The organism is Mucilaginibacter sp. 320_HR, assembly GCF_059691875.1.
Genome location: NZ_JCAWAI010000001.1, coordinates 1,167,658 through 1,188,591, shown reverse-complemented (window position 1 = coordinate 1,188,591; position 20,934 = coordinate 1,167,658). Strand labels below are relative to the sequence as shown.

20 protein-coding genes and 1 tRNA gene are annotated in these 20,934 nt (G+C 43.7%); 6 read left to right on the top strand and 15 right to left on the bottom strand.

Going from position 1 to position 20,934, the window contains the following annotated elements; genetic code table 11:
* Positions 1–5: 5 nt before the first annotated feature.
* The 9 genes from AC59GT_RS05315 to AC59GT_RS05275 form a co-directional block, all read right to left on the bottom strand.
* Positions 6–560 (bottom strand): TerD family protein, encoded by a 555-nt coding sequence (locus AC59GT_RS05315; protein WP_497236661.1) that lies wholly within the window; start codon positions 558–560, stop codon positions 6–8.
* Positions 550–1,395, bottom strand: a complete 846-nt coding sequence (locus AC59GT_RS05310; protein WP_497236660.1) for a phosphoribosyltransferase family protein — start codon at positions 1,393–1,395, stop codon at positions 550–552. Before AC59GT_RS05310 ends, AC59GT_RS05315 begins: the two co-directional genes overlap by 11 nt.
* Before the next feature lies 1 nt (position 1,396).
* Positions 1,397–2,095 carry an HAD family hydrolase gene (locus AC59GT_RS05305; protein WP_497236659.1) on the bottom strand — a complete coding sequence of 233 codons (699 nt, stop codon included), beginning with the start codon at positions 2,093–2,095 and terminating at the stop codon, positions 1,397–1,399.
* Between the two features lie 107 nt (positions 2,096–2,202).
* Positions 2,203–2,643 (bottom strand): Fur family transcriptional regulator, encoded by a 441-nt coding sequence (locus tag AC59GT_RS05300; protein ID WP_497236658.1) that lies wholly within the window; start codon positions 2,641–2,643, stop codon positions 2,203–2,205.
* Entirely contained in the window at positions 2,643–3,059 is a 417-nt protein-coding gene (locus AC59GT_RS05295; protein ID WP_497236657.1) for a MerC domain-containing protein, read from the bottom strand. The genes AC59GT_RS05300 and AC59GT_RS05295 overlap by 1 nt, the downstream gene beginning before the upstream one ends.
* Before the next feature lie 57 nt (positions 3,060–3,116).
* A complete protein-coding gene (locus AC59GT_RS05290) occupies positions 3,117–3,587 on the bottom strand; it encodes an inorganic diphosphatase (protein ID WP_497236656.1) in 471 nt (156 codons plus the stop codon).
* 4 nt (positions 3,588–3,591) lie between these two features.
* A complete protein-coding gene (locus AC59GT_RS05285) occupies positions 3,592–4,068 on the bottom strand; it encodes a CinA family protein (RefSeq protein ID WP_497236655.1) in 477 nt (158 codons plus the stop codon).
* A 9-nt stretch (positions 4,069–4,077) separates the two neighbouring features.
* Positions 4,078–4,329: a hypothetical protein gene (locus AC59GT_RS05280; protein WP_497236654.1), complete on the bottom strand. Its 252-nt coding sequence runs from the start codon at positions 4,327–4,329 to the stop codon at positions 4,078–4,080.
* A gap of 165 nt (positions 4,330–4,494) precedes the next feature.
* Positions 4,495–5,355 carry an N-acetylglucosamine kinase gene (locus tag AC59GT_RS05275; RefSeq protein ID WP_497236653.1) on the bottom strand — a complete coding sequence of 287 codons (861 nt, stop codon included), beginning with the start codon at positions 5,353–5,355 and terminating at the stop codon, positions 4,495–4,497.
* A 356-nt stretch (positions 5,356–5,711) separates the two neighbouring features.
* On the opposite strand from AC59GT_RS05275, the gene AC59GT_RS05270 reads away from it, so the two are divergent.
* Positions 5,712–5,788 (top strand) — tRNA-Arg (locus AC59GT_RS05270).
* A gap of 190 nt (positions 5,789–5,978) precedes the next feature.
* On the opposite strand, the gene AC59GT_RS05265 is transcribed toward AC59GT_RS05270, so the two are convergent.
* From AC59GT_RS05265 to AC59GT_RS05240, 6 genes are read right to left on the bottom strand one after another with little or no spacing between them, the layout of a single operon-like run.
* Entirely contained in the window at positions 5,979–7,334 is a 1,356-nt protein-coding gene (locus AC59GT_RS05265) for an alkaline phosphatase family protein (protein WP_497236652.1), read from the bottom strand.
* A 12-nt stretch (positions 7,335–7,346) separates the two neighbouring features.
* On the bottom strand, positions 7,347–8,525 hold the full coding sequence (eboE, locus tag AC59GT_RS05260; protein WP_497236651.1) for a metabolite traffic protein EboE: 1,179 nt from the start codon (positions 8,523–8,525) through the stop codon (positions 7,347–7,349).
* Positions 8,526–8,529: 4 nt separating this feature from the next.
* Entirely contained in the window at positions 8,530–9,690 is a 1,161-nt protein-coding gene (locus AC59GT_RS05255; protein WP_497236650.1) for a 3-dehydroquinate synthase, read from the bottom strand.
* 29 nt (positions 9,691–9,719) lie between these two features.
* The gene (gene eboC / locus AC59GT_RS05250) at positions 9,720–10,589 is read right to left on the bottom strand and encodes a UbiA-like protein EboC (RefSeq protein ID WP_497236649.1); all 870 of its coding nucleotides are present in this window, start codon (positions 10,587–10,589) and stop codon (positions 9,720–9,722) included.
* Positions 10,590–10,619: 30 nt separating this feature from the next.
* Positions 10,620–11,603 (bottom strand): TatD family hydrolase, encoded by a 984-nt coding sequence (locus AC59GT_RS05245; protein ID WP_497236648.1) that lies wholly within the window; start codon positions 11,601–11,603, stop codon positions 10,620–10,622.
* A 30-nt stretch (positions 11,604–11,633) separates the two neighbouring features.
* Positions 11,634–12,359 carry an EboA domain-containing protein gene (locus AC59GT_RS05240; protein WP_497236647.1) on the bottom strand — a complete coding sequence of 242 codons (726 nt, stop codon included), beginning with the start codon at positions 12,357–12,359 and terminating at the stop codon, positions 11,634–11,636.
* Positions 12,360–12,764: 405 nt separating this feature from the next.
* Between AC59GT_RS05240 and AC59GT_RS05235 the strand changes: the two genes are divergently transcribed.
* From AC59GT_RS05235 to AC59GT_RS05215, 5 genes are all read left to right on the top strand, one after another.
* Positions 12,765–13,346, top strand: coding sequence for an RNA polymerase sigma-70 factor (locus AC59GT_RS05235; RefSeq protein WP_497236646.1), 582 nt, complete (start codon positions 12,765–12,767; stop codon positions 13,344–13,346).
* An 89-nt stretch (positions 13,347–13,435) separates the two neighbouring features.
* Positions 13,436–14,470 carry a FecR family protein gene (locus tag AC59GT_RS05230; RefSeq protein WP_497236645.1) on the top strand — a complete coding sequence of 345 codons (1,035 nt, stop codon included), beginning with the start codon at positions 13,436–13,438 and terminating at the stop codon, positions 14,468–14,470.
* A gap of 253 nt (positions 14,471–14,723) precedes the next feature.
* The gene (locus tag AC59GT_RS05225) at positions 14,724–18,089 is read left to right on the top strand and encodes a TonB-dependent receptor (RefSeq protein ID WP_497236644.1); all 3,366 of its coding nucleotides are present in this window, start codon (positions 14,724–14,726) and stop codon (positions 18,087–18,089) included.
* Positions 18,090–18,103: 14 nt separating this feature from the next.
* Positions 18,104–19,618, top strand: coding sequence for a RagB/SusD family nutrient uptake outer membrane protein (locus tag AC59GT_RS05220; RefSeq protein WP_497236643.1), 1,515 nt, complete (start codon positions 18,104–18,106; stop codon positions 19,616–19,618).
* A 72-nt stretch (positions 19,619–19,690) separates the two neighbouring features.
* The gene (locus AC59GT_RS05215) at positions 19,691–20,923 is read left to right on the top strand and encodes a multiheme c-type cytochrome (RefSeq protein WP_497236642.1); all 1,233 of its coding nucleotides are present in this window, start codon (positions 19,691–19,693) and stop codon (positions 20,921–20,923) included.
* Positions 20,924–20,934: the final 11 nt, after the last annotated feature.

Here is a 20,934-nt window from a genome sequence, read left to right as displayed (position 1 = left end):
ATAGTTTAGTTGTATTTGTTTAAATAATCCTGTAAACCACCCTTCATACCCGCACCTACTGCTTCAAATTTCCATTTACCGTCACGTTTGTAAATACGACCAAATTCCACAGCGGTCTCAATTGAAAAATCCTCTTCCAACTCGTATTTAAGCAGATCGGCACCTGTACCGCTATCAAATATGCGGATGAAAGAATTACGAACCTGCCCAAAGTTCTGGCGGCGGTTCTCGGCTTCATGAATAGTAACCACTACGGTAAGCTCTGTTACACGCGGATCAATTTTAGACAGATCTATCTTTATCTGCTCGTCGTCTCCGTCACCGGCACCGGTAAGGTTATCGCCAGTATGTTCAACAGCACCGTCAGGTGACACTGTATTGTTATAAAACACAAAAAATTCGTCGGCAACCAGTTTACGGTTATCGCCCATAACAAAAACAGAAGCATCAAGGTCAAATGCCGCACCTGTTGATGATGAGTTGGTGTCCCAACCTAGGCCTATAGTAAATTTAGGTGCGTCGATTGCTTCGCGTTGCCCTTTTTGAAGATTAATTGCCATATTGTATAAGTTTGTAATTGTCTAAAAATAAAAGTTTTTTAACAAAGTTGAGGTTTTGCTGATAAGCCGGAATGGTATGGTAACTGTTACCCAATGCCATGTTATAAAGTTCCTCCATAAAACTAACCGACTGCCCTTCAATAAATATGCAGAACTGGTCGTGATCATAATTTAGTATATATTTCACCAGCCTGGTATTAATACAAAACGCTGCGCTTTGTACAATATCCTCCAGGCTAAAAATGTTTTTTACAAAGTGGTAGTTAAGAAAATTCTCTACGTTTGGATGAATTGCTTTGTTAACAAGTTCGGCAAAGTAAAGCATGTAGATGTCATTATCTAAACCGTACTCTCCTACCATCTTCATGATCATCCGCTCGTGGCTACCCGTGATTTTGATGTCGTCTAGAAATATCAACGTTTTGCCAGTCAGGAAATGCTTATCGATATGGAACTGGTCGTTCCCAATCAGCTTTATCCGCTGTTCGGCATCCAGTTCGCCGTAATCTTCTTTGTAAGTAATTGTACGGTGTACCTTGGCCTCTTGCACCACAGGCAAATTATGCGCTGCGAGCCATTGGTTTACACGATACACAAACCAGGTTTTCATAGCAAAGGTAGCGGTGGGTATAAAAGAGTAAGGACTGGAAATAACTACAATTTGTTGATTGATGTGTCCTTTACCTAAGTGTTCTTTTATAAAGCCGTCGGCAAGCTGAGTGCCGAATGTTCTGGAAACAACGCCATCGCCGAATTTAAACCGGCTGTAGTCGTCAGCATTAAAGCCAAACGCCGCAGTATTGCTAATGTGGTGTAACGAATATGTAATTGTCATATTAGCTAAGCAGGTGTAGGATTGTTTTGTTATTTGAGTTGATGAGCAAGCTGTTAATGCCAAGCAAATCAGCAGGCTTTACGTCGTTCTTCGGGTTATCTCCGATATGAATTATACTTGTTAATGGCACCGACTTTCCGGCATTGCATATGTCAATATTCTTGAGCATTACAGTAAAAAACTCCGGATTTGGTTTGGAGAGCCCAGCCTCATCCGAGTACAACTGAAAGTCAAAAAAATCATTTAACCCGTACAAAGCCAATACTTTTCTCAATGTTTTACCGGTGATGTAACCTGTGTTGCTGAGCAAACTAAAAGTTGCCCCGCTATTTTGTTTTAGATGCAATAACGTGTCAATTGTTACATCGGAATACATCACGGGCGGATGGCTGAACAGCAGGTCGTCCATATCGGCCAGAACCTTTAATAGGTCCACATCATCCAAATCCAAATTACTATCATTAATAAAGTTGATAACCATCAGATACATCTCGTCGGCATCAATATTCTTTCCTGTCTTCTCGTTTACAGCGTTACACATCAGGTCCACTTGACGGAAGATGCCGGCTATTTCCTCCTCTGATTTATTATAACTATTGTAATGCTGATGAAAATACCTTGCACGGGCTGGCTTAAAAGCAGGGCTAGATTTAATAAGGGTCAGCCACAAATCGAAAGAATAATGCTGAAAATAAGGCATTGGCAATTAGTTGTTAATAGTTGTGATGTGATGGTAAAGTACTAACAAATAAGCGGAAAACGCCTTTAAGAGTGTTATTTGGAGATGAAGATATTGCAACCTGGCAATTAAGCCTTTTTGCTGCTGCAGCTTGGGCACAAGCCTGAAGCATAAATTGTAAAACCATCGGCTTGGAAACCGGCAGGTAACGTAATGCCGGGCAAGCTCATATCATTAAGGCAAAACACGCCTTTGCATACCTTGCAATTAAAATGAAGATGCTCATCGTGATGATGGTGTTCCTGGCAGCCTGAAGAGCAAACAGCGTAATTTGCTGTTCCGTTCAGGTCAAAAACTTTGTGAATAATGCCTTTCTCTTCGAACACGTTTAAGATACGGTAAAGCGTTACGCGGTCGATATCCTGCAGAACGCTTTCCAGCTCTGGTTGAGATGTTGCAGATTTTTTCCCATACATAGTGGACAGCACGTTTAGGCGGGCAGTTGTCTTCTTTAGCTGGTGCTTTTCCAGTAACTCTTCAAAGCGAGTTGTAGTACTTTTCCCTGCCATTAATGTGTATGTTTAACGTGAAGAAAGCTATCACTTGCCTGACAGGTACCCGCATACTTATAATTAATAAAGTGAGCAACTGCAATAGTAATTCCTCCCAGGGGTACAATAATGGCCTCCAGCGTACCCTTTGTAAAAAGGTGCCCTAAAATAATAACAACAAAGCCGGCAATTAACAATAAGACAGGAAGAATTTTATGATGTGAGCGGGAATAAGAACCGCCAATTGCCCATACACCCACTACCAATGCAAGCAAGATCATAGTCCATTCTACAACCGGATTAGCTAAGAACTCCATACCCATTAACGGTAAACTGGTAAATAATACCGGTACAGCAGCACAATGTATAGCGCAGAGTGTAGAAGCAGTCATCCCGATATGGTCGAGCTTACGGGAGGGTTTTGGCGGATTCATGAAACAAATATACAGCTAATGCAACTTTATTGCATTTAAGAAATGTAAAATAAACTGTTATTTGATGAGTTTAAATGCATCCTCTTCATTAATCCGGCTAAGAACCTCAAATTTCTTACCAGCCTGATCATTATAATTTTTAAAGAAATGTTCAATCTGATTCATAACTGCTTCAGACAAATGAAGAATGGATGTAACCTCTGCGAAAAGCTGTGACACTACTGGTACAGCCAAAAAACGATCGTTCCGTGTGGTTTTTCCGTCGCGCTCAGTCTGCTCCGCTTTAAGCGCGCCAATAATGCGGCAATCCATAGCACAACCCGGGAACCCGGTTATCTCAGATATCACAACAACATCAAGCGGATCACCGTCGCCACCTTTGGTGCCCGGGATAAATCCAAAATCAAACGGAAACACCATGCCCGCAGGCAGAATTTTCGCTAGCTTAAAACGATTCTCTTTAGGATCGTAATTAAATTTATGATTAGCCCCTCTCGGGCTTTCTACTATAACGGTAACTGGTTCCATTTTTTTAGCTTAATTTTTCTAGTAATAGTGTTGCAACTCTGTCTACCGTTTGCAATACAATATCTTCCTGGCTTCCCTCATAAAGCTCCCGCAACGCGTACGGTTGTCCATTTACAACAGCATGTATAAACATGGTACCTACCGGTTTCTCGTCGGTTTCGCTACCTCCCGGCATAGTAAGGCCGGTCACCCCTACCGTAACATCTACATCAAATAACCTGGGTAAACGCTCAGCTAGTTCTTTCGTAACTTCGGCCGACTCGGGGGTAAACTGCTCTACTACATCAGCAGGTACGCCTAACACCTTTTGCTTTATATCCGCATCGTAACACACGAGTCCTCCCTTCAGCATTTTTCCACAATCAGGCACCAGGGAAAACTCGGCAGATAAGCGCCCGGCGGTTGCGCTCTCGGCAAAAGCCATAGTAAGGCCTTTTTCTAACAATAATTTACTGCATTTAACTACAACGTCTGATGGCATATGTATAAGTTAATTAGTTCTACCCTTATTGTCCCAATGATCTTTTACTACTTCTCCACTTGAATTAAACACTAATCGTCTTGCAAAACGATCGCCCTTTATTTTACCGTTCTCATCCATTTTGCCAATAAACAACAGTATAGGCCGCCCGGCATCATCCGTTTTAAATCCGAGATCGTATCTTTTAAAAGAGGTTTGTACAAAGGTGTCCGGCTCGTAGTTTTTATTAAGGATTTTAAGTAATTGTTCACCTAATGTCATGTCGGGTCGCATTGATATTTATACAACCTATCCATTCTGTTTTTGTTTAAGATAAAAATATGTCTTATAATTTAACATCAACGCTAATCTTGGCTCCATTTAAAATAGGTGAACACAAAAAAAGCCGGAAATGACTTTCCGGCTTTTCGTTTGCGCTTGTAAAAATTAAAGCTGACTTGGGGCAAGCTCCAGGTGAAATTTCACTAAGTTATCTATAGGAGAACGAATGATGTTACCTACAGTCATGCCATTTTCGGTAACTACCTCTTCTAATACATTACGGAAATTGTAGCCAACAGAACCAATACAGTTGAAGGTATATTTTTTATAATCCGGGTAATGCGTAACCAGGTTTTTGAAGAAGTCTTCGAAAGATGTACGAACCAAGTTGCGTGAGTACTCTATGTTCACATTGTTATCATAAACAAACTTACTAAAGCTTGCGCAGAAGCGGTTTGCACGTGGTTGTGTATAAACAATTTCGTTGATATCATCCGGAGTGTATTTAAACTCTTCCCAAAACGCCTTACGTACAGCTTCGGGCATATATCCGCGTAGATAATCGATCAATAACTTTTTACCAATATAGCAACCGCTACCTTCATCACCTAAAATGTAAGCGCCGGAATCAATATTGTTAATTACCTCTTTACCATTATAAAGGCAAGTATTGGTGCCAGTGCCTAAAATAGCAGCAAAGCCTTCGGTGTTGCCAAGCAGTGCACGTGCAGCTGCAAGCAAGTCATGGCCAATGTTAACTTTAGACTTGGTGAATACAGCTTCCATCGCCTCTTTAACCAGCTGTCGCATTTCATCTGTACTGCAACCTGCACCGTAATAGTTAACTTCTGTTATTTTATCTTTCTCCAGGTCTGTCGGCAAGCTTTCCTTTAACGATTGTATTATATAGTCCTTAGGGGCGAAATACGGATTGTAACCTTCGGTGTTGAAATACACTTTCTTACCATCTTCAGTAACCAGGCACCAATTTGTTTTAGTTGAGCCACCGTCAGCAATTATGATCATATTTTTTTGTGAGATTTTAAAATTGGTTAAAAGTAGGATTAACTTATTGTAAAAAAAACACTTTGAAGTTCCAACCTTCTTTTTTGCAAATCAAATAGCAAAAGATGGTTTTAAATATGAGAACCAAAATGTTTTCCGATTTTTTATAAAATTTTCAAATCTGCAGTGTAGCATTTTTTTACTCACCTTTAATCAAGTGACTGCTTAAGCTCCTTAGGGAAACTAACACTACTATTATAAATAATTATTTTCAAGATATTAGCTGGGCATTATCGCAGCATAAAGTTTATTGTACTTGATAAAAAACTATTGGCGCTAAAACCTTATTTCCTATATTTGCGACGCAATTTATAAATGGTCTCATAGCTCAGCTGGATAGAGCAACAGATTTCTAATCTGTCGGTCTCAGGTTCGAATCCTGATGAGATCACCAACCAGGAAGTACCTGGACTCAAAGTCCTCTTAAATACAATTTAAGAGGACTTTTTTATTAATTATCTTTAAACAAGACTTCCTTCCCTTATAATTGAGTTTGAGCAATACCGCAATTACTAAACGGGATGCCCATTATGGTCAGACGCTTGTACCTACGAAAGAGAATAATTAACAAGTAACAGCGTGCGCTATTGTTCAGTTAGCGCCTTCCATATTACATCATAAACATCAACGGCAGTGACCATCTCCTGGTTAATTTTATTAGATGTAACCAGCACAGCTTTAAATTTGTCTTCAATATTCACTCTGCCATGCGATCCTTTGATCAGCGTAGCATCCAGCGGGATAACATCCATCACATAGCGGAAACCTAATTTTTTACGCAGCAATTTATAAGCCGCACGGCCTTTAGAGGTCATGAACATTTCTACAGGATCGTACCCAGGTTTTTTATGAATATCAACCATGCGGGCGTAGTCGGGTGCTACCGCATCGTCCAGCCAAAAATAGTAAGTGAACCAGCCGTCTTTATCGGCCATAACAACTAAGTCGCCGGCGCGTTCGTGGTCGATGTTGTAGTGTTTTTGTTCAGCACGGTCAAGCACCAGCTCCACTCCTTTTACCGACTTGATCAGGCCCTTCACCTTTTCAGTAACCGACGGATCATTGATATAGATATGGGCTATTTGGTGATCAGCTACAGCAAATGCTTTTGATGCGCCGGGATCCAATAGCTCCAAACCATTCTCCACACGGATGCCCAGCATATCGTTCTGACGCAAAAGACGATTCAAATGGATAGGGTTGCTTACCGGGGCGATGCCATATTCGGACAGCAGGATAATCTTTGCACCTTTACGCTCGTAAAAGGTCACCAGGTCTTTTACCACCTCATCTATCTGTTTCAGTTCAGGTGCGATCTTGGTCAGATCCGGACCAAATTTTTGAAGGCAATAATCGAGGTGCGGCAGGTAGATCAGCGTCAAGGTTGGGTTATGCTGATCATCAGTATACATGCCTGCATTAGCTATCCATCGCGTCGACTTGATATTTGCACCCGGTCCCCAAAACTGGAACAGCGGAAACTGGCCTAATTTATTTTGCAGTTCGTCACGCAATTCAGGCGGTTGCGAGTAGCAATCAGGCTGTTTACGCCCATCAGCCAGGTATTGCGGGCGTGGTGTTACCGAATAATCGGCCGTTGAATACATATTGTACCACCAGAACATTTTTGATGTAGTGAACGACGGATCCAGCGCTTTGGCTTTATCCCATATCTTATCGCCCTGAACCAGCTTGTTAGATTGCTTCCAGAACTTGATCTCGCTATCCGCGCGGTCATACCAACCATTGCCAACGATACCGTTCTCTGACGGCCACTTACCCGTTACGTAGGTCGATTGTACCGAAGTGGTCACGGCAGGTAATACCGGCTCAATAACGTTCAGGTTATTTTTGGCGATGTACGCGCTCAAAAAAGGAGTATGCTCGCCGATCACCGAGGTTGACAGGCCAACAATATCAATAACGACCGTTTTATTCATAGGTAGTAGATTTTATAGATTAAGCTGACCGATCACCCAGTTCAACTCGCGACTGATGGAGTTGGCCATCGGGATCTTCAGTTCTGCAGGTAATACGCCCCAGGTATAGGTTTCAGCCTCTAAATGGTTGGTAAATGGGTGCTCCTTCCAGATCGCCAATACCTCGCGGATATCGCTTTGGGTTGAATTAAGCAGTCCAAAGCTTTCTAAAAATATCGGCACGTGGAAGTGGGCGCGCCACTCCGCAGCATAGTCTTTCAATAACAGTGCATCCGGCAAATCTGGATAACGGGCTAACTGACCGTCAGGCAACCTTGCGATCACCTGGTGCAGGTAGGTCGGCTCGTCAAACTTAGCAAACTCGTCCAGTATGACCTGTTTGTTATCAGCATCAAAAGAAGCTTTTAAGGCCGCGCTGATCTGGATCTTACCTGTTTTGATACCTTTTGAAGCTAATTCGGCCACCACTTCCCTGTGCGGTTCGTAACCGATGGCAAAGTGGCAAACATCATAACACAGTTGGATGTGGCGTTTGATGATAGCCTCTGCGCCATCACCAAAATGCTCAGCACCTAATGGCAATAACACCTGCTCGTACCAATCGATAAACTCACGGCCGGTCTCTAAAATACCATCCGGTTCCGGTTCTATATCAAGATGCAGGGTGATACCGCTTTTTATGTAAATATCAATCAGTTGCTCGGCTATTGCCAGGATATTTTTTGTAGCGATCACCGTCGCCTCCTGCATTTCATCCGCGGTAGCGAACCAATGTTTGTAGCTCAGCGGCGAAGTGGATATACCACCCTCCATACCTTCAGGCAACAGCGCCGCTAATATGCCAAAGATGCGCTGGGTATAAGCCACACGGTCTACGGTCATCCAGTCCGGGGCATGTACCTGGTCTTTCACCACCGTATCGTGAAACCCGCCGTAGGGAAAACCATTCATGGTAAAGACATAAGCATCATTATCTACCAACCATCGTTTAAACTCCTGCAGGTTATCGCCCAGCAATATCTCAATACTTGCCTGGTTAGATAAACGTAGACCAATACCCATTGGCGCATCAGGTGAAACCTCGGATTTCGCTTGTGGAAAATTCTGTTTCAACGACCCGAAGTGAGCCGCCCAGCTCTCGCCCGGGTGGATATTGGTACAGTATGTTAGATGTGCATTATGAATCTGCATAGGCTTATTGTATTGGCTGATGCGTAGTGTTAGCTAATATGTGACCCGCTTCCTCTAATAAAATGGCATTCATCTCATGAACTTCTTCGCCTTTACCGATGGCACTTAGCAACATGATAGTCAACTGACCACCAAGGTGCTCTCTAAATTCTTCCAGACCTGCAAGTAAAGGGCTTCTGCCTTCGTTAACCTGCATCAATGGATGTGTCACCTCAAAACCTAGGGTGATCAACACGTCGATAACACGCTGACTATCTGCAGGTGTTAATCTACCTGATAATTGTGAGTAGACCGTATCCAATGCAATACCCATCGCAACAGCTTCGCCGTGTCTAACTTCGAAGTTGCTTAGGTATTCCAGCTTATGGGCACTCCAATGGCCGAAATCCAGAGGACGGGATGAGCCGCTCTCAAATGGGTCGGCGCCGGCAATGTGCTCCATGTGCAGTTTAGCGCAACGCCAGATCAGCTGGGCCATTACCATCATATCGCGCTGGGCCAATGCCAAGGCATGCTTTTCTATCCAGTTGAAAAAGTCAGCATCTTTAATCAGGGCTACCTTGATGGCTTCGGATATGCCCGAGCGCCAGTCGCGATCGTTTAATGTATGCAGGAATAACTCATCGTTAAACACCGCTACCGGTGGCGCGAAGGTACCCAGGAAATTCTTTTTATTAAAATAGTTGATACCGTTCTTAACGCCGATGCCGGAGTCATTCTGCGACAGCACGGTAGTCGGGATGCGGATGTGTTTGATACCGCGATGCGATACTGCGGCGGCATAACCCACCATGTCCAGCACCGATCCACCGCCAATAGCTGCAATGTATGAGTGGCGGTCAATACCGTAGGTATTTACAGCTTCAACCACTTTTTCAAAATATTGAATATCGTTCTTGACCTGTTCGCCACCGGCAACAATCAGAAAATCAGGTACTAATTTAACAGTTGTATGCGTGTCAAAATAGGTCTTGATATGCGATTTTAGTTGCGGGTGCGCCTCAGCCACACCGGCGTCGATCACAAAAAAGATCTTGCGCTGCGCGGCACTTTTTGCCTGCGATAAAAAATTGGCCAAGATGTTATTACCTACCTTAAAAAGGCCGGCTGTGAAAAACACGTTATATTTAAACTTTACAGTGAACGACTGTTGTAAATGCTCCATGAGGGGTAAGAAAACAAAAAATTAAAAGATCATGTGACGGCAAATATACGCGACAACCACATCGATAAAGGTAACAAACAGGCTATCAGCAGCGCCACATAAATGGTGCTGAAGGTAGCCGCCCAAGCCGAGTCCATCAATATCAATGATATCACCCCGGCCTTCACCGCGCCGCCGATATTCTTACCAATAGGCTCTTTAATGGCCTTTAGCAGCGGCTTGAAAATCATATATAAAAACGGAATAACGAATATGGCCGTCATTAACAAAGTATGATTTCGGAACCCAAAGTAGATGATAGTACCGGCTACTATGGCGTACAGCCCCGCGCCGATATACAGGTTTCGCCTGCTACCACCGTGCACCTCTCCCCTGCTTATCATCGTAATGCAGAAGATGTAGATAATAGGCACGATGGCCAACGGACACCATGTAAACAATAAGGACGGCATGATGCTGATACCAAGCATCAAATTAAATCCCCGGCAAAAGCCCATATTAAGCGGACCAAAGAATGGGTGATGCTTGCTGCTTTTGTTGTACAGTAAAGCAAAGAACGCAACGCCTACGGCAACGGCACCTGAAATATTGTTGCACACGAATGCTGCTGTGATACCCGCTACCAGCAACACCATACCTAAGGTGGATGCTTGCTTAACGGTGATAATACCGCTTGGGATAGCGCGCTCGGGACGCTCTACCTTATCCAGGTCGGCGTCAAATACATCATTAAAAACAATGCCACCCGCGTATAGGCAAGCGGTAGATAAACTCAATAATAAGACCTGCGGCAGATAGCCCTGCATGGTCAGCGTTCCCGGCTGAGTAAATACACCGGTGATGGCTATACCCGCCAGTACGTCGGCTACCGAGGTAACCACGTTGGCTGGGCGCATCATACGTAAATAACTAATCGCTTTCCCCAAAACTTAGCTTATGATGATGGACGACTTATCTATACGCGGTTGCTGACCACCACGCAAAATGCTGTTACCCGCAAACTTGGCACTCTGATCGATATTGACTCCGAAATCGGCCTCGTCTATCTGCCCGCTTTGTGCGAAGGCAGTGATGGCGTTATGGTAGGTCACCAGTTCGATATCGGCTTTGCTGATACCTTGTTGCTGCATCAGGGCGGCGGTTTTTGGTACGGCAAGCGGGTCGCTGATGCCCCAATCGGCCGCAGAGTTGATTATAATACGTTCTGAACCATATTGCTTCACGATCTCTACCATTCGTTGGTTTCCCATTTTAGTGAACGGATAAATAGTAAACGCAGCCCAAAAACCACGGTCCAGTACCTCTTTCACAGTCTCTTCGTTATTATGGTCAATGATCACCGAGTAAGCATCCATGCCTTGTTCTAAGGCGATATCCATACTGCGCTGGGTACCCCGTTTTTTATCGCGATGCGGAGTGTGTACCTGCACAGGTAACCCGGCCTCTTTAGCCAGGTCCAGTTGGGCACGGTAATATTTTTCTTCGGCAGCGGTTTGGTCGTCAAAGCCTATCTCACCCACACCAACTACGCCTTCTTTGTAGATAAATAAAGGTAACAGATCCATCACCTGCTCGGCAAGGGCTTCATTATTAGCCTCACGCGAGTTCAGTCCGATGGTGCAATAATGTTTGATGCCGAACTGCGACGAACGGAAACGCTCCCAACCGATCAGGCTGCTATAATAATCGCGGAAACTATCCAAGCCTGTACGCGGCTGACCTAACCAAAAGGCGGGCTCTATCAAAGCCACCACACCGGCATCGGCCATGGCCTGATAATCGTCGGTAGTGCGCGATGTCATGTGCACATGCGGGTCAAAAAACTTCATGCCTTTTACGGCGCTAATATCAAAGATCTCCGGCTTAGCGTCGGATGGGTAAGGCGGGTTCTCAAAAGAATGGCTGCAGCACATATCGTTCGGTATTTAAGAATTATCTCGGTTCTAATTTAAACTATATTGTTGTTTCAATTCGGCAATGGCAGCGGCACCAACTATGGGCTCGGAAAGTTGCCACAGTTCAGGTACTACGGTCCGGCCGGCAGCGCCACGTTCGCGGGCGTGGTCAAGCAAAATGCGCACCAATTCGACATTGTTGCGTTCGTGCAAACCGGTGATGTTTTCAAGGTTCTTCTCGGTAAAGATCGCTTTCATCACCAATTGGTTCCACGCCTCTTGTGATAGTTGTTCTGCTGGATACGGATTGCGATACATGATTGCTTCCAACACAAGGCCGATGTTACTACGGACACCTTCGGCACAACGCTTACCCCATAATTCGGGATAAGCCAATACCGGCAAGACAGAGTACAAGGCCACTAACTCGTTCATCTCGCCTGCTAAGAACAGGTTCTCTATCAATTTAATGTAACGGCCCTGATTAGTTGGGTCGGCTTGCGTCAGCAGATATACTCTACCTAAACGTTCAGCCGTCCACCCTTGGATATCAAAACCCGGGCGAATGGCATTTAACTCAGCGGCTTGTTCTGTACTAACCGACACAACAGCTTTACCTGTTTTACGCGGCATCATTACAAACGCAACGTTAAAAGCATTCGTGTTTTCGATATCGCCCTGCTTGTTTAACCATGCCCAAGCATCACCGGTAATATTTTGTTGTAAGATGACGCCAACCAATTCCTTTAACGCCTGTACATCGTATGCGAACATGTTTGCCTATGGTTTATCTATCACTCACTACAGTTGCCCTTAAGACATGTAGCGGTGTAAATGTAAACAATGCGCTTTATTCTGGCAGATTCGCAACAAGGAAATTACGATAACATTCATCGTTATTTTGTTTTCTTACTAACCGTCAACAAAAGTGTGACTACATCCTTTCCACTTTTTCTTATAGCCCGTCATCATCTCGCGGCGCAATGCTTTAGACAAGATTTACTAACTGTTGATGATTTTCCTGCTAACAAAGGAAAGATAATTCCTTTGTATCATAAAATTTACTTCATAAGCATAAATATTAATAACAAATGACACTCCGGAGTTTTTAAATAGATGTTTTTATGGATTTTTGCACGTTAATAGAATGTAAAGTTTGTTTGCATTTGTACTGAAGAAATGACTGGTTTAAATACGCTAGATGATAAAGACTTATTTGCCTTGCTGCAGCAAGGACGACTAGGCGCGTTTAAGGAAATTTATACCAGGTACTGGAAACAACTTTACTCAGAAGCTTACAAACGACTCCAGAACAGAGAATCAGCAGAGGAAATTGCACAGGAAATATTCACTACCTTGTGGCATAAACGTACTACTCTAAACATCAATCAAAATCTTGCCGGATATCTGTTCACATCGGTGACCAACATGGTAATTGATTATCATCGTAAAGAACTGGTGAGAGAGCGCTATAAATCGTCATTTCAACTAGCTTACAGTCAGGCTGATACATCAATGGAGGATGCATTGTTAGCTAAAGAACTACAGCAATCTATTGACCAGGAAGTAAACTCCCTGCCCGACAAATGCCGTTCGGTTTTCCAGCTTAGCCGGATAGAGCACAAAAGCAATAAAGAGATTGCCTCTGAACTGGGCATCTCGGAAAAAACGGTTGAAAACCATATCACCAAAGCCTTAAAGCACATTCGGCTGGGGTTGGGCCACTATGCATCGCTGCTGGCGATTTTCCTTTTAAAATAATTTGTAACTTTTTTTTCATATCAACGTAGGGGGAACGCCCTTCCTGTACGTCATTGTTTTTATAAGCCAAATTATACTCTATTCTTTTCATGAAGAAACCCATACCCATTGAGTTACTGGAAAAGTATTTGCGTGGCGACTGTTCCGAAGAGGAAACAGCGTTAGTTAAGCAATGGTACGCCTCTTTTGATAATGAATCAGGGTACCTGGATACGCTTGCTGCTACGGAACTGCAAAACTTAGAAGATAAGATTTACAGCCGCATACTGGCTAACATAGAAGTTCCTGATGCAGATAATGTTGTTGACTTACCAGCAAGACGCCCTGGCAAGTGGTATAAAGTAGCAGGTGCCGCGGCCGTATTGTTAATGATAAGTACCGCCGCACTACTTTACTTTAGGACGAACAGCAACATACCAACCACGCTGAATACTACTGCGGTGGAAACTATAGCTGTTACTAATAATTCTGACCATATATATAGATCTGTTCTGCCAGATAGCTCAACCGTTTGGTTAAACCCACACGCTACTTTACACTACCCTAAGGTTTTCAGTGCTAATGCACGCATGGTTAGCATGAGCGGCGAATGCTTTTTTGAGGTAACAAAGAACCCGGCCCGGCCCTTTATTATTACCGGTAACACAATAGTAACTAAGGTTTGGGGCACAAGCTTCCTGATAAGGGATAATGGCACCGGCGAAAAAGCAAATGTTTCTGTTGTTACAGGTAAGGTGTCGGTGAGCATTAAAGATCAGAACACAGGGAATTTGCTGAGCCTGAACAAAGGTGAGGTTATGTTATACCCACAGCAAAAAGCTACGTACCTGGCCAACACTCATGTACTAAGCCAGGAAAAAATGGTTGATAATTCAACGTTGAAAATATGGCAGCACGTAAGCCTCAACTTTGATAATAAGCCATTAAAAGACATCGTTAAAGTATTGAATAGCACCTTTGACGTGAGTATAAAAGTTACAAATGGTGAAATTAACAAGTACAAGCTCAATGCAGATCTATCGGGTCTTAACCTCCCTGAAATACTGGAAGCGTTAAGCAAATCGATGAATATAGATTACGCTGTAAAGAATAGCACAATAGAACTTAGCAAACCAATCAATTAGAACATTAAAACCAGTTATGATGACCAAAAATCCTACTTAAAAGAAAAAGTCCTAAATAAAAAAGCTTAGAAGTGTTGCGAGCACTCCTAAGCCTAAAATTCAGCCCGTTAGCAATCGACACCACCAAGTGGTGAAGGGGCGTTAATTGTTCCATTTTTTCAAAAGAAACAAATCAAATATAATGAAATTTCATTTACGAAACCCTATTCCCTGGTACCAAATCATGCGGATAACATTTATTCAAATCTTTCTCATGGCAGTATTGAGCAGCATGGCTTACTCAAACACCATCAATGCACAGAACGTGCTTGATAAGAAAGTGACGCTATCGTTAAGCAACATGACATTACAGGATGTGCTTAATTACTTGCAAAAAAACGACAATGTTAAATTTATATACAGCAACAACGCCATTAATGTAAACCAGCAGGTTACCGTTAACGCAGTTAATCAGCCGCTGAAAACCGTTTTAGACCAGGTATTAAAAACCAACGGCATCTCTTACGAAGTTTTAAAAGACCGTATAGTGCTGGGCAAAATGGCGGCGGCGGAAACAGTTGTTAACTATGCAGATGTTAAAGCTGCCACCCCGATTACTGGTAAAGTTGTTGATCAAAACGGGCAGGCTATTATCGGTGCCAGCGTTTTAGAAAAAGGCACTACCAACGGTATAACCACCGACATTAATGGTAACTTCAAACTTAACGTTGCCGGTCCTTCATCGGTGTTGGTTATTGCTTATATTGGTTTCAACAGCCAGGAGGTTGCAGTTGGCGATCAAACTGCTTTAACTATAACCCTTGTTGAAAATGTAAAAAGCCTAAACGAAGTAGTTGTAGTGGGTTACGGAACGCAAAAACGCGGCAGTGTAACCGGTGCTATCAGCAGCGTAAAAGCTGCCGACCTGCAAGACCAGCAGTTAACCCGTATTGATGATGCGCTTAAAGGCCGTACTGCAGGTGTAAACGTAGTACAAAGCTCAGGCGCTCCGGGCTCGGCCCCAACAGTACGTGTACGTGGTGTAACCTCTATAAACAATAGTAATCCGTTATACGTGATTGATGGTGTGGTAGTGGACGGTGGCCTGGACTTGGTGAACCCTAACGATGTGGAATCTATTGACGTGTTAAAAGACGCAGCTGCATCTATCTACGGTTCACGCGGATCGAACGGTGTTATTTTCATCACCACTAAAAAAGGTAAACAAGGCCCGCCGAAAGTATCTTATAACGGCTACGTAGGCTGGCAAGGCCCGGTAAGTAAACCTGAACTGGTTAATGCTACTCAATATGCTACCCTGAGGAATCAATCGCTAACTAACGATGGCAAGGCTGCCTTATTTGCCAACCCTTCGGCTTTCGGCACAGGTACAAACTGGCAAGACGAGATCTTCAGCAACAGTGCGATGATCCAAAACCATAACCTGGCGTTGAATGGTGCTAACGACAAGGCAAACTACTACACCTCATTTGGTTATTTAGACCAGAAAGGTATTGTAATGCCCGAGATATCAAATTACAAAAAATTCACCTTTACTGTTAACACCAGCTACAAGGCAAAAAAATGGTTAACCGTTGGCGAAAACTTTACCTACTCTTACGTAAGAAGCAGGAACAACCTGAATACCAACAGTGTATTCGGCGGTCCGTTAAGTTCAGCACTTAACCTTGATCCTATTACCCCTGTTACCATTAATGATATAAATGCACAGCCTAATGCCAGCACTTATATCAACAACTCTGCAAACATCATCCGGAACGCACAGGGTTTACCTTACGGTATATCCAACTACGTATCACAGGAGATCACCAATCCGTTAGCATACACACAAACCCAAAACGGAAATTATGGTTATGCAACCAACCTGTTGGGTAACGCTTTTGTTGAGGTTGAGCCGATTGCAGGCTTGAAACTCCGTTCACAGATAAGCGCTAAACAGGCTTACTATGGTAATGAGTCGTTCACGCCTATCTATTACCTGAACTCCAGCACAAGTAACTTGTCTAATACCTCTTTTTACCGCGAAAACGACAGGAACCTTTCATGGAATATTGATAACACTGCTACCTATTCGCGTGCTTTCGGCAAACACAACTTCACTGCCTTAATTGGTACAAGTGCCCAAAAACAAAGCGGATCGGGCATTGCAGGTACCTTCATAGGCTTGCCGGTAAATACTTTTGCAGAAGCATCTGCAAACTATACTTTAGCAAACGTTAATAAAATAGCAAATGGCTTTGATAACCAGCCTTATACACTGGCATCAACCTTTGCTAGGTTAACTTACGATTATGATGGCAAATGGCTGTTTACCGGTATTATACGTCGTGATGGTTCATCTAAATTCGGCAGCAACAACGTTTACGGCGTGTTCCCATCAGGACAGGTTGGTTATGTAATGTCGAAAGAAAGCTGGTTCCCACAAAACTCTTTCGTAAACTACTTTAAACTGCGTGGGTCTTACGGTGTAGTGGGTAATGAAATGTCGTTAAATCCGTTTCAATACACCGCGACTATTGGAAGCGGACGCAATTACATTTTTGGTAATCCTGAGACGGTGTATGTTGGCTACAGCCCTAATGCACCATCAAACCCGGATCTGCAATGGGAAGAAACCCGTTCTGCTAACATCGGTTTTGATGCAACCTTCCTTAACAATTTAACGGTAACCTTTGATATCTATCGTAAGCTAACAAAAGGCATGCTGCAAACTGTACAGCTACCTGCTTATGCTGGTTTTGCCGGTCAGCCTTCAGCGAACATTGGCGATATGGAGAACAAAGGTGTTGAGTTAAACCTGGGCTACAACAACAAAATTGGTCAGTTTAGCTACAACATCGGCGGTAACATCTCTTACAACCATAACGAAGTAACTTACCTGGGCAGCCAGATCAACTTCTTCACAGTAGGAAGCGTTCAGAGCTCAAACTATGAGATTGGACGTACGGCTGTTGGTCAGCCTGTTGGTGCTTTCTACGGTTTCCAGGAACTGGGCACATTTAAATCACAGGCAGAAGTTAATGCTTACACCTCATCAACAGGCGCTTTAATACAGCCAAATGCTAAAGCCGGTGATTTTAAATGGCAGGACGTTAACAATGACGGTAAAATTGACGCATCTGACCGTAAATACCTGGGTAATCCACTGCCTACTTTTACTTACGGTGTTAATTTAAGTGCTAACTACAAGAGCTTCGACCTAAGATTATTTGGCCAGGGTGTTTGGGGAAATAAAATTTACCAGGCATACCGCAGGTTAGATATCGCTTCCGCAAACTACCCGGTTGCTGCTTTAAATGCATGGTCTACAGAAAACCCTACCAGCAACTACCCTAGGCTGAGCGATGCAGACCCGAACAACAACTTCAAAAACCCATCAAACTTTTACCTGCAAAGCGGCGCTTACTTCCGTATTAAAACCCTGCAGGTAGGTTATTCTTTACCAAACACGTTTTTAAAGAAAGCTGATATACAAAGAGCAAGGATATTCCTGAGCAGCAACAACCTGGCTACTATAACCGGTTACAAAGGTTATGATCCCGAGATCAGCGGCGGTATAGACATGGGCATCTATCCTCAGGCACGCACATTTATGGTTGGTTTAGATATTACATTATAAACGGTACAATTATCATGAAGAAGAAACATTACATCATATCAGGAGCAGTATTGCTGGCAATAGGCATTACCGCATCCTGCAAAAAATCTTTCCTGGAACTTACGCCTAATGGCCAGTTCCTGGAAAGCAACTACTACGCAAATCCACAACAGGCATTAACTGCCCTGGTAGCGGCATACGACCCTATGGTCACTGAAACCGGTGGCTTGGACAATACTTATATAGACCCGCTTGGACCATTAAACTCTGCATCTGACGATTGTTTTGCAGGTGGCGGCGGCTCGTCGGATATACCCGCATGGCAGGCTATAAACAATTACACTATGGGGCCTTCCGTTGGTCCGCAGGGTGGGTTTTGGGCTACCAACTTTCAGGGTGTTAACCGTGCAGATGTGTTACTGGAGAAACTAGCTAAAGTACCCGGCCTTGACGAGTCTACCTTAAAAAGGTATACTGCAGAAGCACACTTCTTACGTGCGCATTATTATTTTGATCTGGTTCGTTTGTTTAAAAACGTGCCTTTGATATTAACATCGCTACAGGTAAATGACGTATACAAACAGCCGCAGGCCACTCCTGAAGCGGTGTACGCACAAATTGAAGCAGACCTTACAGCTGCTGTGAACGACTTACCAACCACGGTACCCGCAAGCGAAAATGGCCGCGTTACACAAGGTGCCGCAACTGCTTTGCTGGGTAAGGTTTACCTTTACGAAAAGAAATGGGCTCAGGCTGCTTCTACACTTGAAAAGGTGAACGGCACACCAGGTGGCACAAGCACCTACGGCTACAAGTTACAAACCAACTTTGGCGACATCTTTAGCCCTAAGAACAAATTTAATAGCGAGTCGATATTTGAGTTAGTACACTCTGGTATGCAAAACTACACTTGGAGCAACTGGAACCAATTTAAATCTAACGTTTACGTGCAGATGGTTGGTCCGCGTAGCTTTAACGGGCCGATTTACTATGCAGGTGGTTACGGATTTAATCCAATAACCCCACAGCTGGTTACTGCTATGAAAGGCGACCCACGTTACCCGTACACTATAGCTAATATTGATAGCTTAACAAAAGCTACCAAAACAAGCTATAACGAAAGCTACCAGGGTACAGGTTACTACATCGAGAAATATGCACCAAAGGTGGCTAACATTGTTACCACGGGTGTTACCGACCTTAACTGGCCAAACGATTACATTGAGATACGCCTTGCAGATACTTACCTGATGGAAGCTGAAGCTTTAGTACAGGCAGGTACCAACACCGGCCGTGCTGCTGACTTGTTGAATGCTGTACGAGCACGTGTTAAGCTTGCTCCGGTTGCCGCTACGCTGGATAACATTTATAAAGAGCGCCGCCTGGAACTTGCTACTGAAGGTCACCGCTGGTTTGACCTGGTTAGAACTGGTCAGGCGCCAACTGCCCTGGCATTTAAAGGTTTCAAAGCTGGTACAAACGAGATTTTACCTATTCCATTAACTGAAACACTTAACGGCACCCAGGTTAAACAAAACCCTGGTTACTAATTTAGAAAAGGGCTGCCGACATGTCCGGCAGCCCTTTTATTTCCCTTATCACACTAACACTGCTTGAATTAAATGGTATCTAAAAGAACATTACTTTTCCTGATGTTTTTGGCGGTGCCAGTTTGTGCAATATTAATCCAATGTTTAAGCAGCAAAGAGCAAAACGATCCAAGAGACCAGGTTTTCGCAGGATCTAAAACTTGTGAGAGCTGCCATAAGGCACAATACAACTCTTACCTGCATACTGCGCACTACCTCACCTCCCGACCTGCAGATATCAATAGCATACACGGTAGTTTTGCTGCCGGAAAAAACGTCTTCAGCTTTGGAAATGGCATGACGGTAGCTATGGAGCAGCGCAAAAACGGCTTATACCAGGCGGGTTACATTAACGGTAAACTTGCAGGTGCCGAAAGGTTTGATATTACCATTGGTGGTGTCAAAGCCGAAACTTATTTATACTGGAAAGGTAATCAACTCTTTCAATTGCCTATGTCTTACTTCAGCGCTTTGCACAGTTGGACGAACAGCCCTGGTTACGATACCGGCCGGATTAACTTTACCAGGCCTATTATCACCCGTTGTATGGAATGCCATAGTTCATACATAAAAGAAATACCTAATCAAAACCTCAGCCTCACTAATCGTGCGGTTGAGTATGATAAGGCCTCCTTAATAAGTGGAATAGACTGCGAACGCTGCCACGGGCCGGCGGCTAACCATGTAAATTTCCACACAGAATACCCGGAAGTTAAAGAAGGAAGGTACATTACTACTTATCAAAAATTAACTAGGCAACAAAAACTTGACGCCTGCGCGGTTTGCCACTCGGGTAATAAAGATGTTTTTACACGCTCCACCTTTACCTTTAAAATGGGCGACACGCTTGCTAAGTTTAAAGAACATAACTTCGGGCCTAAAAACACCAACCCGGCAACGCTGGATGTGCATGGCAATCAAAGCGATCTACTTGCTTCCAGCAAGTGCTTTGTGGCCAGCAATATGGATTGTAATACCTGCCACAACGTACACACAAAGGAAAGCGGCAACACACAAGTGTTTGTACAGCGCTGCCTTAGCTGCCATACATCGGCTAATCATAACGTGTGTAAGCTGGCACCAAAACTTGGTGATGCTTTGAAAACTAAATGCATCGACTGCCATATGCCGGCAAAGCCATCAAACCTGATACAGGTTGAAGGTAACAGCAAAAAACTGCAGGTACCGTACCTCGTGCGTACACACAGGATAGCCGTTTACCCTGAGGAAATAAAAAAGATTATGGCTTTTATAAACGGCCATTAAAGGTATCAGGT

Coding starts and splice junctions, on each gene's coding strand:
- AC59GT_RS05220 (WP_497236643.1), top strand. CDS start 18,104: ATGAAGAAGAAACATTACATCATATCAGGAGCAGTATTGCTGGCAATA.
- AC59GT_RS05240 (WP_497236647.1), bottom strand. CDS start 12,359: ATGTTCGCATACGATGTACAGGCGTTAAAGGAATTGGTTGGCGTCATC.
- AC59GT_RS05290 (WP_497236656.1), bottom strand. CDS start 3,587: ATGGAACCAGTTACCGTTATAGTAGAAAGCCCGAGAGGGGCTAATCAT.
- AC59GT_RS05230 (WP_497236645.1), top strand. CDS start 13,436: ATGAAGAAACCCATACCCATTGAGTTACTGGAAAAGTATTTGCGTGGC.
- AC59GT_RS05245 (WP_497236648.1), bottom strand. CDS start 11,603: ATGTGCTGCAGCCATTCTTTTGAGAACCCGCCTTACCCATCCGACGCT.
- AC59GT_RS05300 (WP_497236658.1), bottom strand. CDS start 2,643: ATGGCAGGGAAAAGTACTACAACTCGCTTTGAAGAGTTACTGGAAAAG.
- AC59GT_RS05235 (WP_497236646.1), top strand. CDS start 12,765: ATGACTGGTTTAAATACGCTAGATGATAAAGACTTATTTGCCTTGCTG.
- AC59GT_RS05310 (WP_497236660.1), bottom strand. CDS start 1,395: ATGACAATTACATATTCGTTACACCACATTAGCAATACTGCGGCGTTT.
- AC59GT_RS05305 (WP_497236659.1), bottom strand. CDS start 2,095: ATGCCTTATTTTCAGCATTATTCTTTCGATTTGTGGCTGACCCTTATT.
- AC59GT_RS05285 (WP_497236655.1), bottom strand. CDS start 4,068: ATGCCATCAGACGTTGTAGTTAAATGCAGTAAATTATTGTTAGAAAAA.
- AC59GT_RS05225 (WP_497236644.1), top strand. CDS start 14,724: ATGGCAGTATTGAGCAGCATGGCTTACTCAAACACCATCAATGCACAG.
- AC59GT_RS05315 (WP_497236661.1), bottom strand. CDS start 560: ATGGCAATTAATCTTCAAAAAGGGCAACGCGAAGCAATCGACGCACCT.
- eboE (WP_497236651.1), bottom strand. CDS start 8,525: ATGCAGATTCATAATGCACATCTAACATACTGTACCAATATCCACCCG.
- AC59GT_RS05275 (WP_497236653.1), bottom strand. CDS start 5,355: ATGATCATAATTGCTGACGGTGGCTCAACTAAAACAAATTGGTGCCTG.
- AC59GT_RS05295 (WP_497236657.1), bottom strand. CDS start 3,059: ATGAATCCGCCAAAACCCTCCCGTAAGCTCGACCATATCGGGATGACT.
- AC59GT_RS05280 (WP_497236654.1), bottom strand. CDS start 4,329: ATGACATTAGGTGAACAATTACTTAAAATCCTTAATAAAAACTACGAG.
- AC59GT_RS05255 (WP_497236650.1), bottom strand. CDS start 9,690: ATGGAGCATTTACAACAGTCGTTCACTGTAAAGTTTAAATATAACGTG.
- AC59GT_RS05215 (WP_497236642.1), top strand. CDS start 19,691: ATGGTATCTAAAAGAACATTACTTTTCCTGATGTTTTTGGCGGTGCCA.
- eboC (WP_497236649.1), bottom strand. CDS start 10,589: ATGATGCGCCCAGCCAACGTGGTTACCTCGGTAGCCGACGTACTGGCG.
- AC59GT_RS05265 (WP_497236652.1), bottom strand. CDS start 7,334: ATGAATAAAACGGTCGTTATTGATATTGTTGGCCTGTCAACCTCGGTG.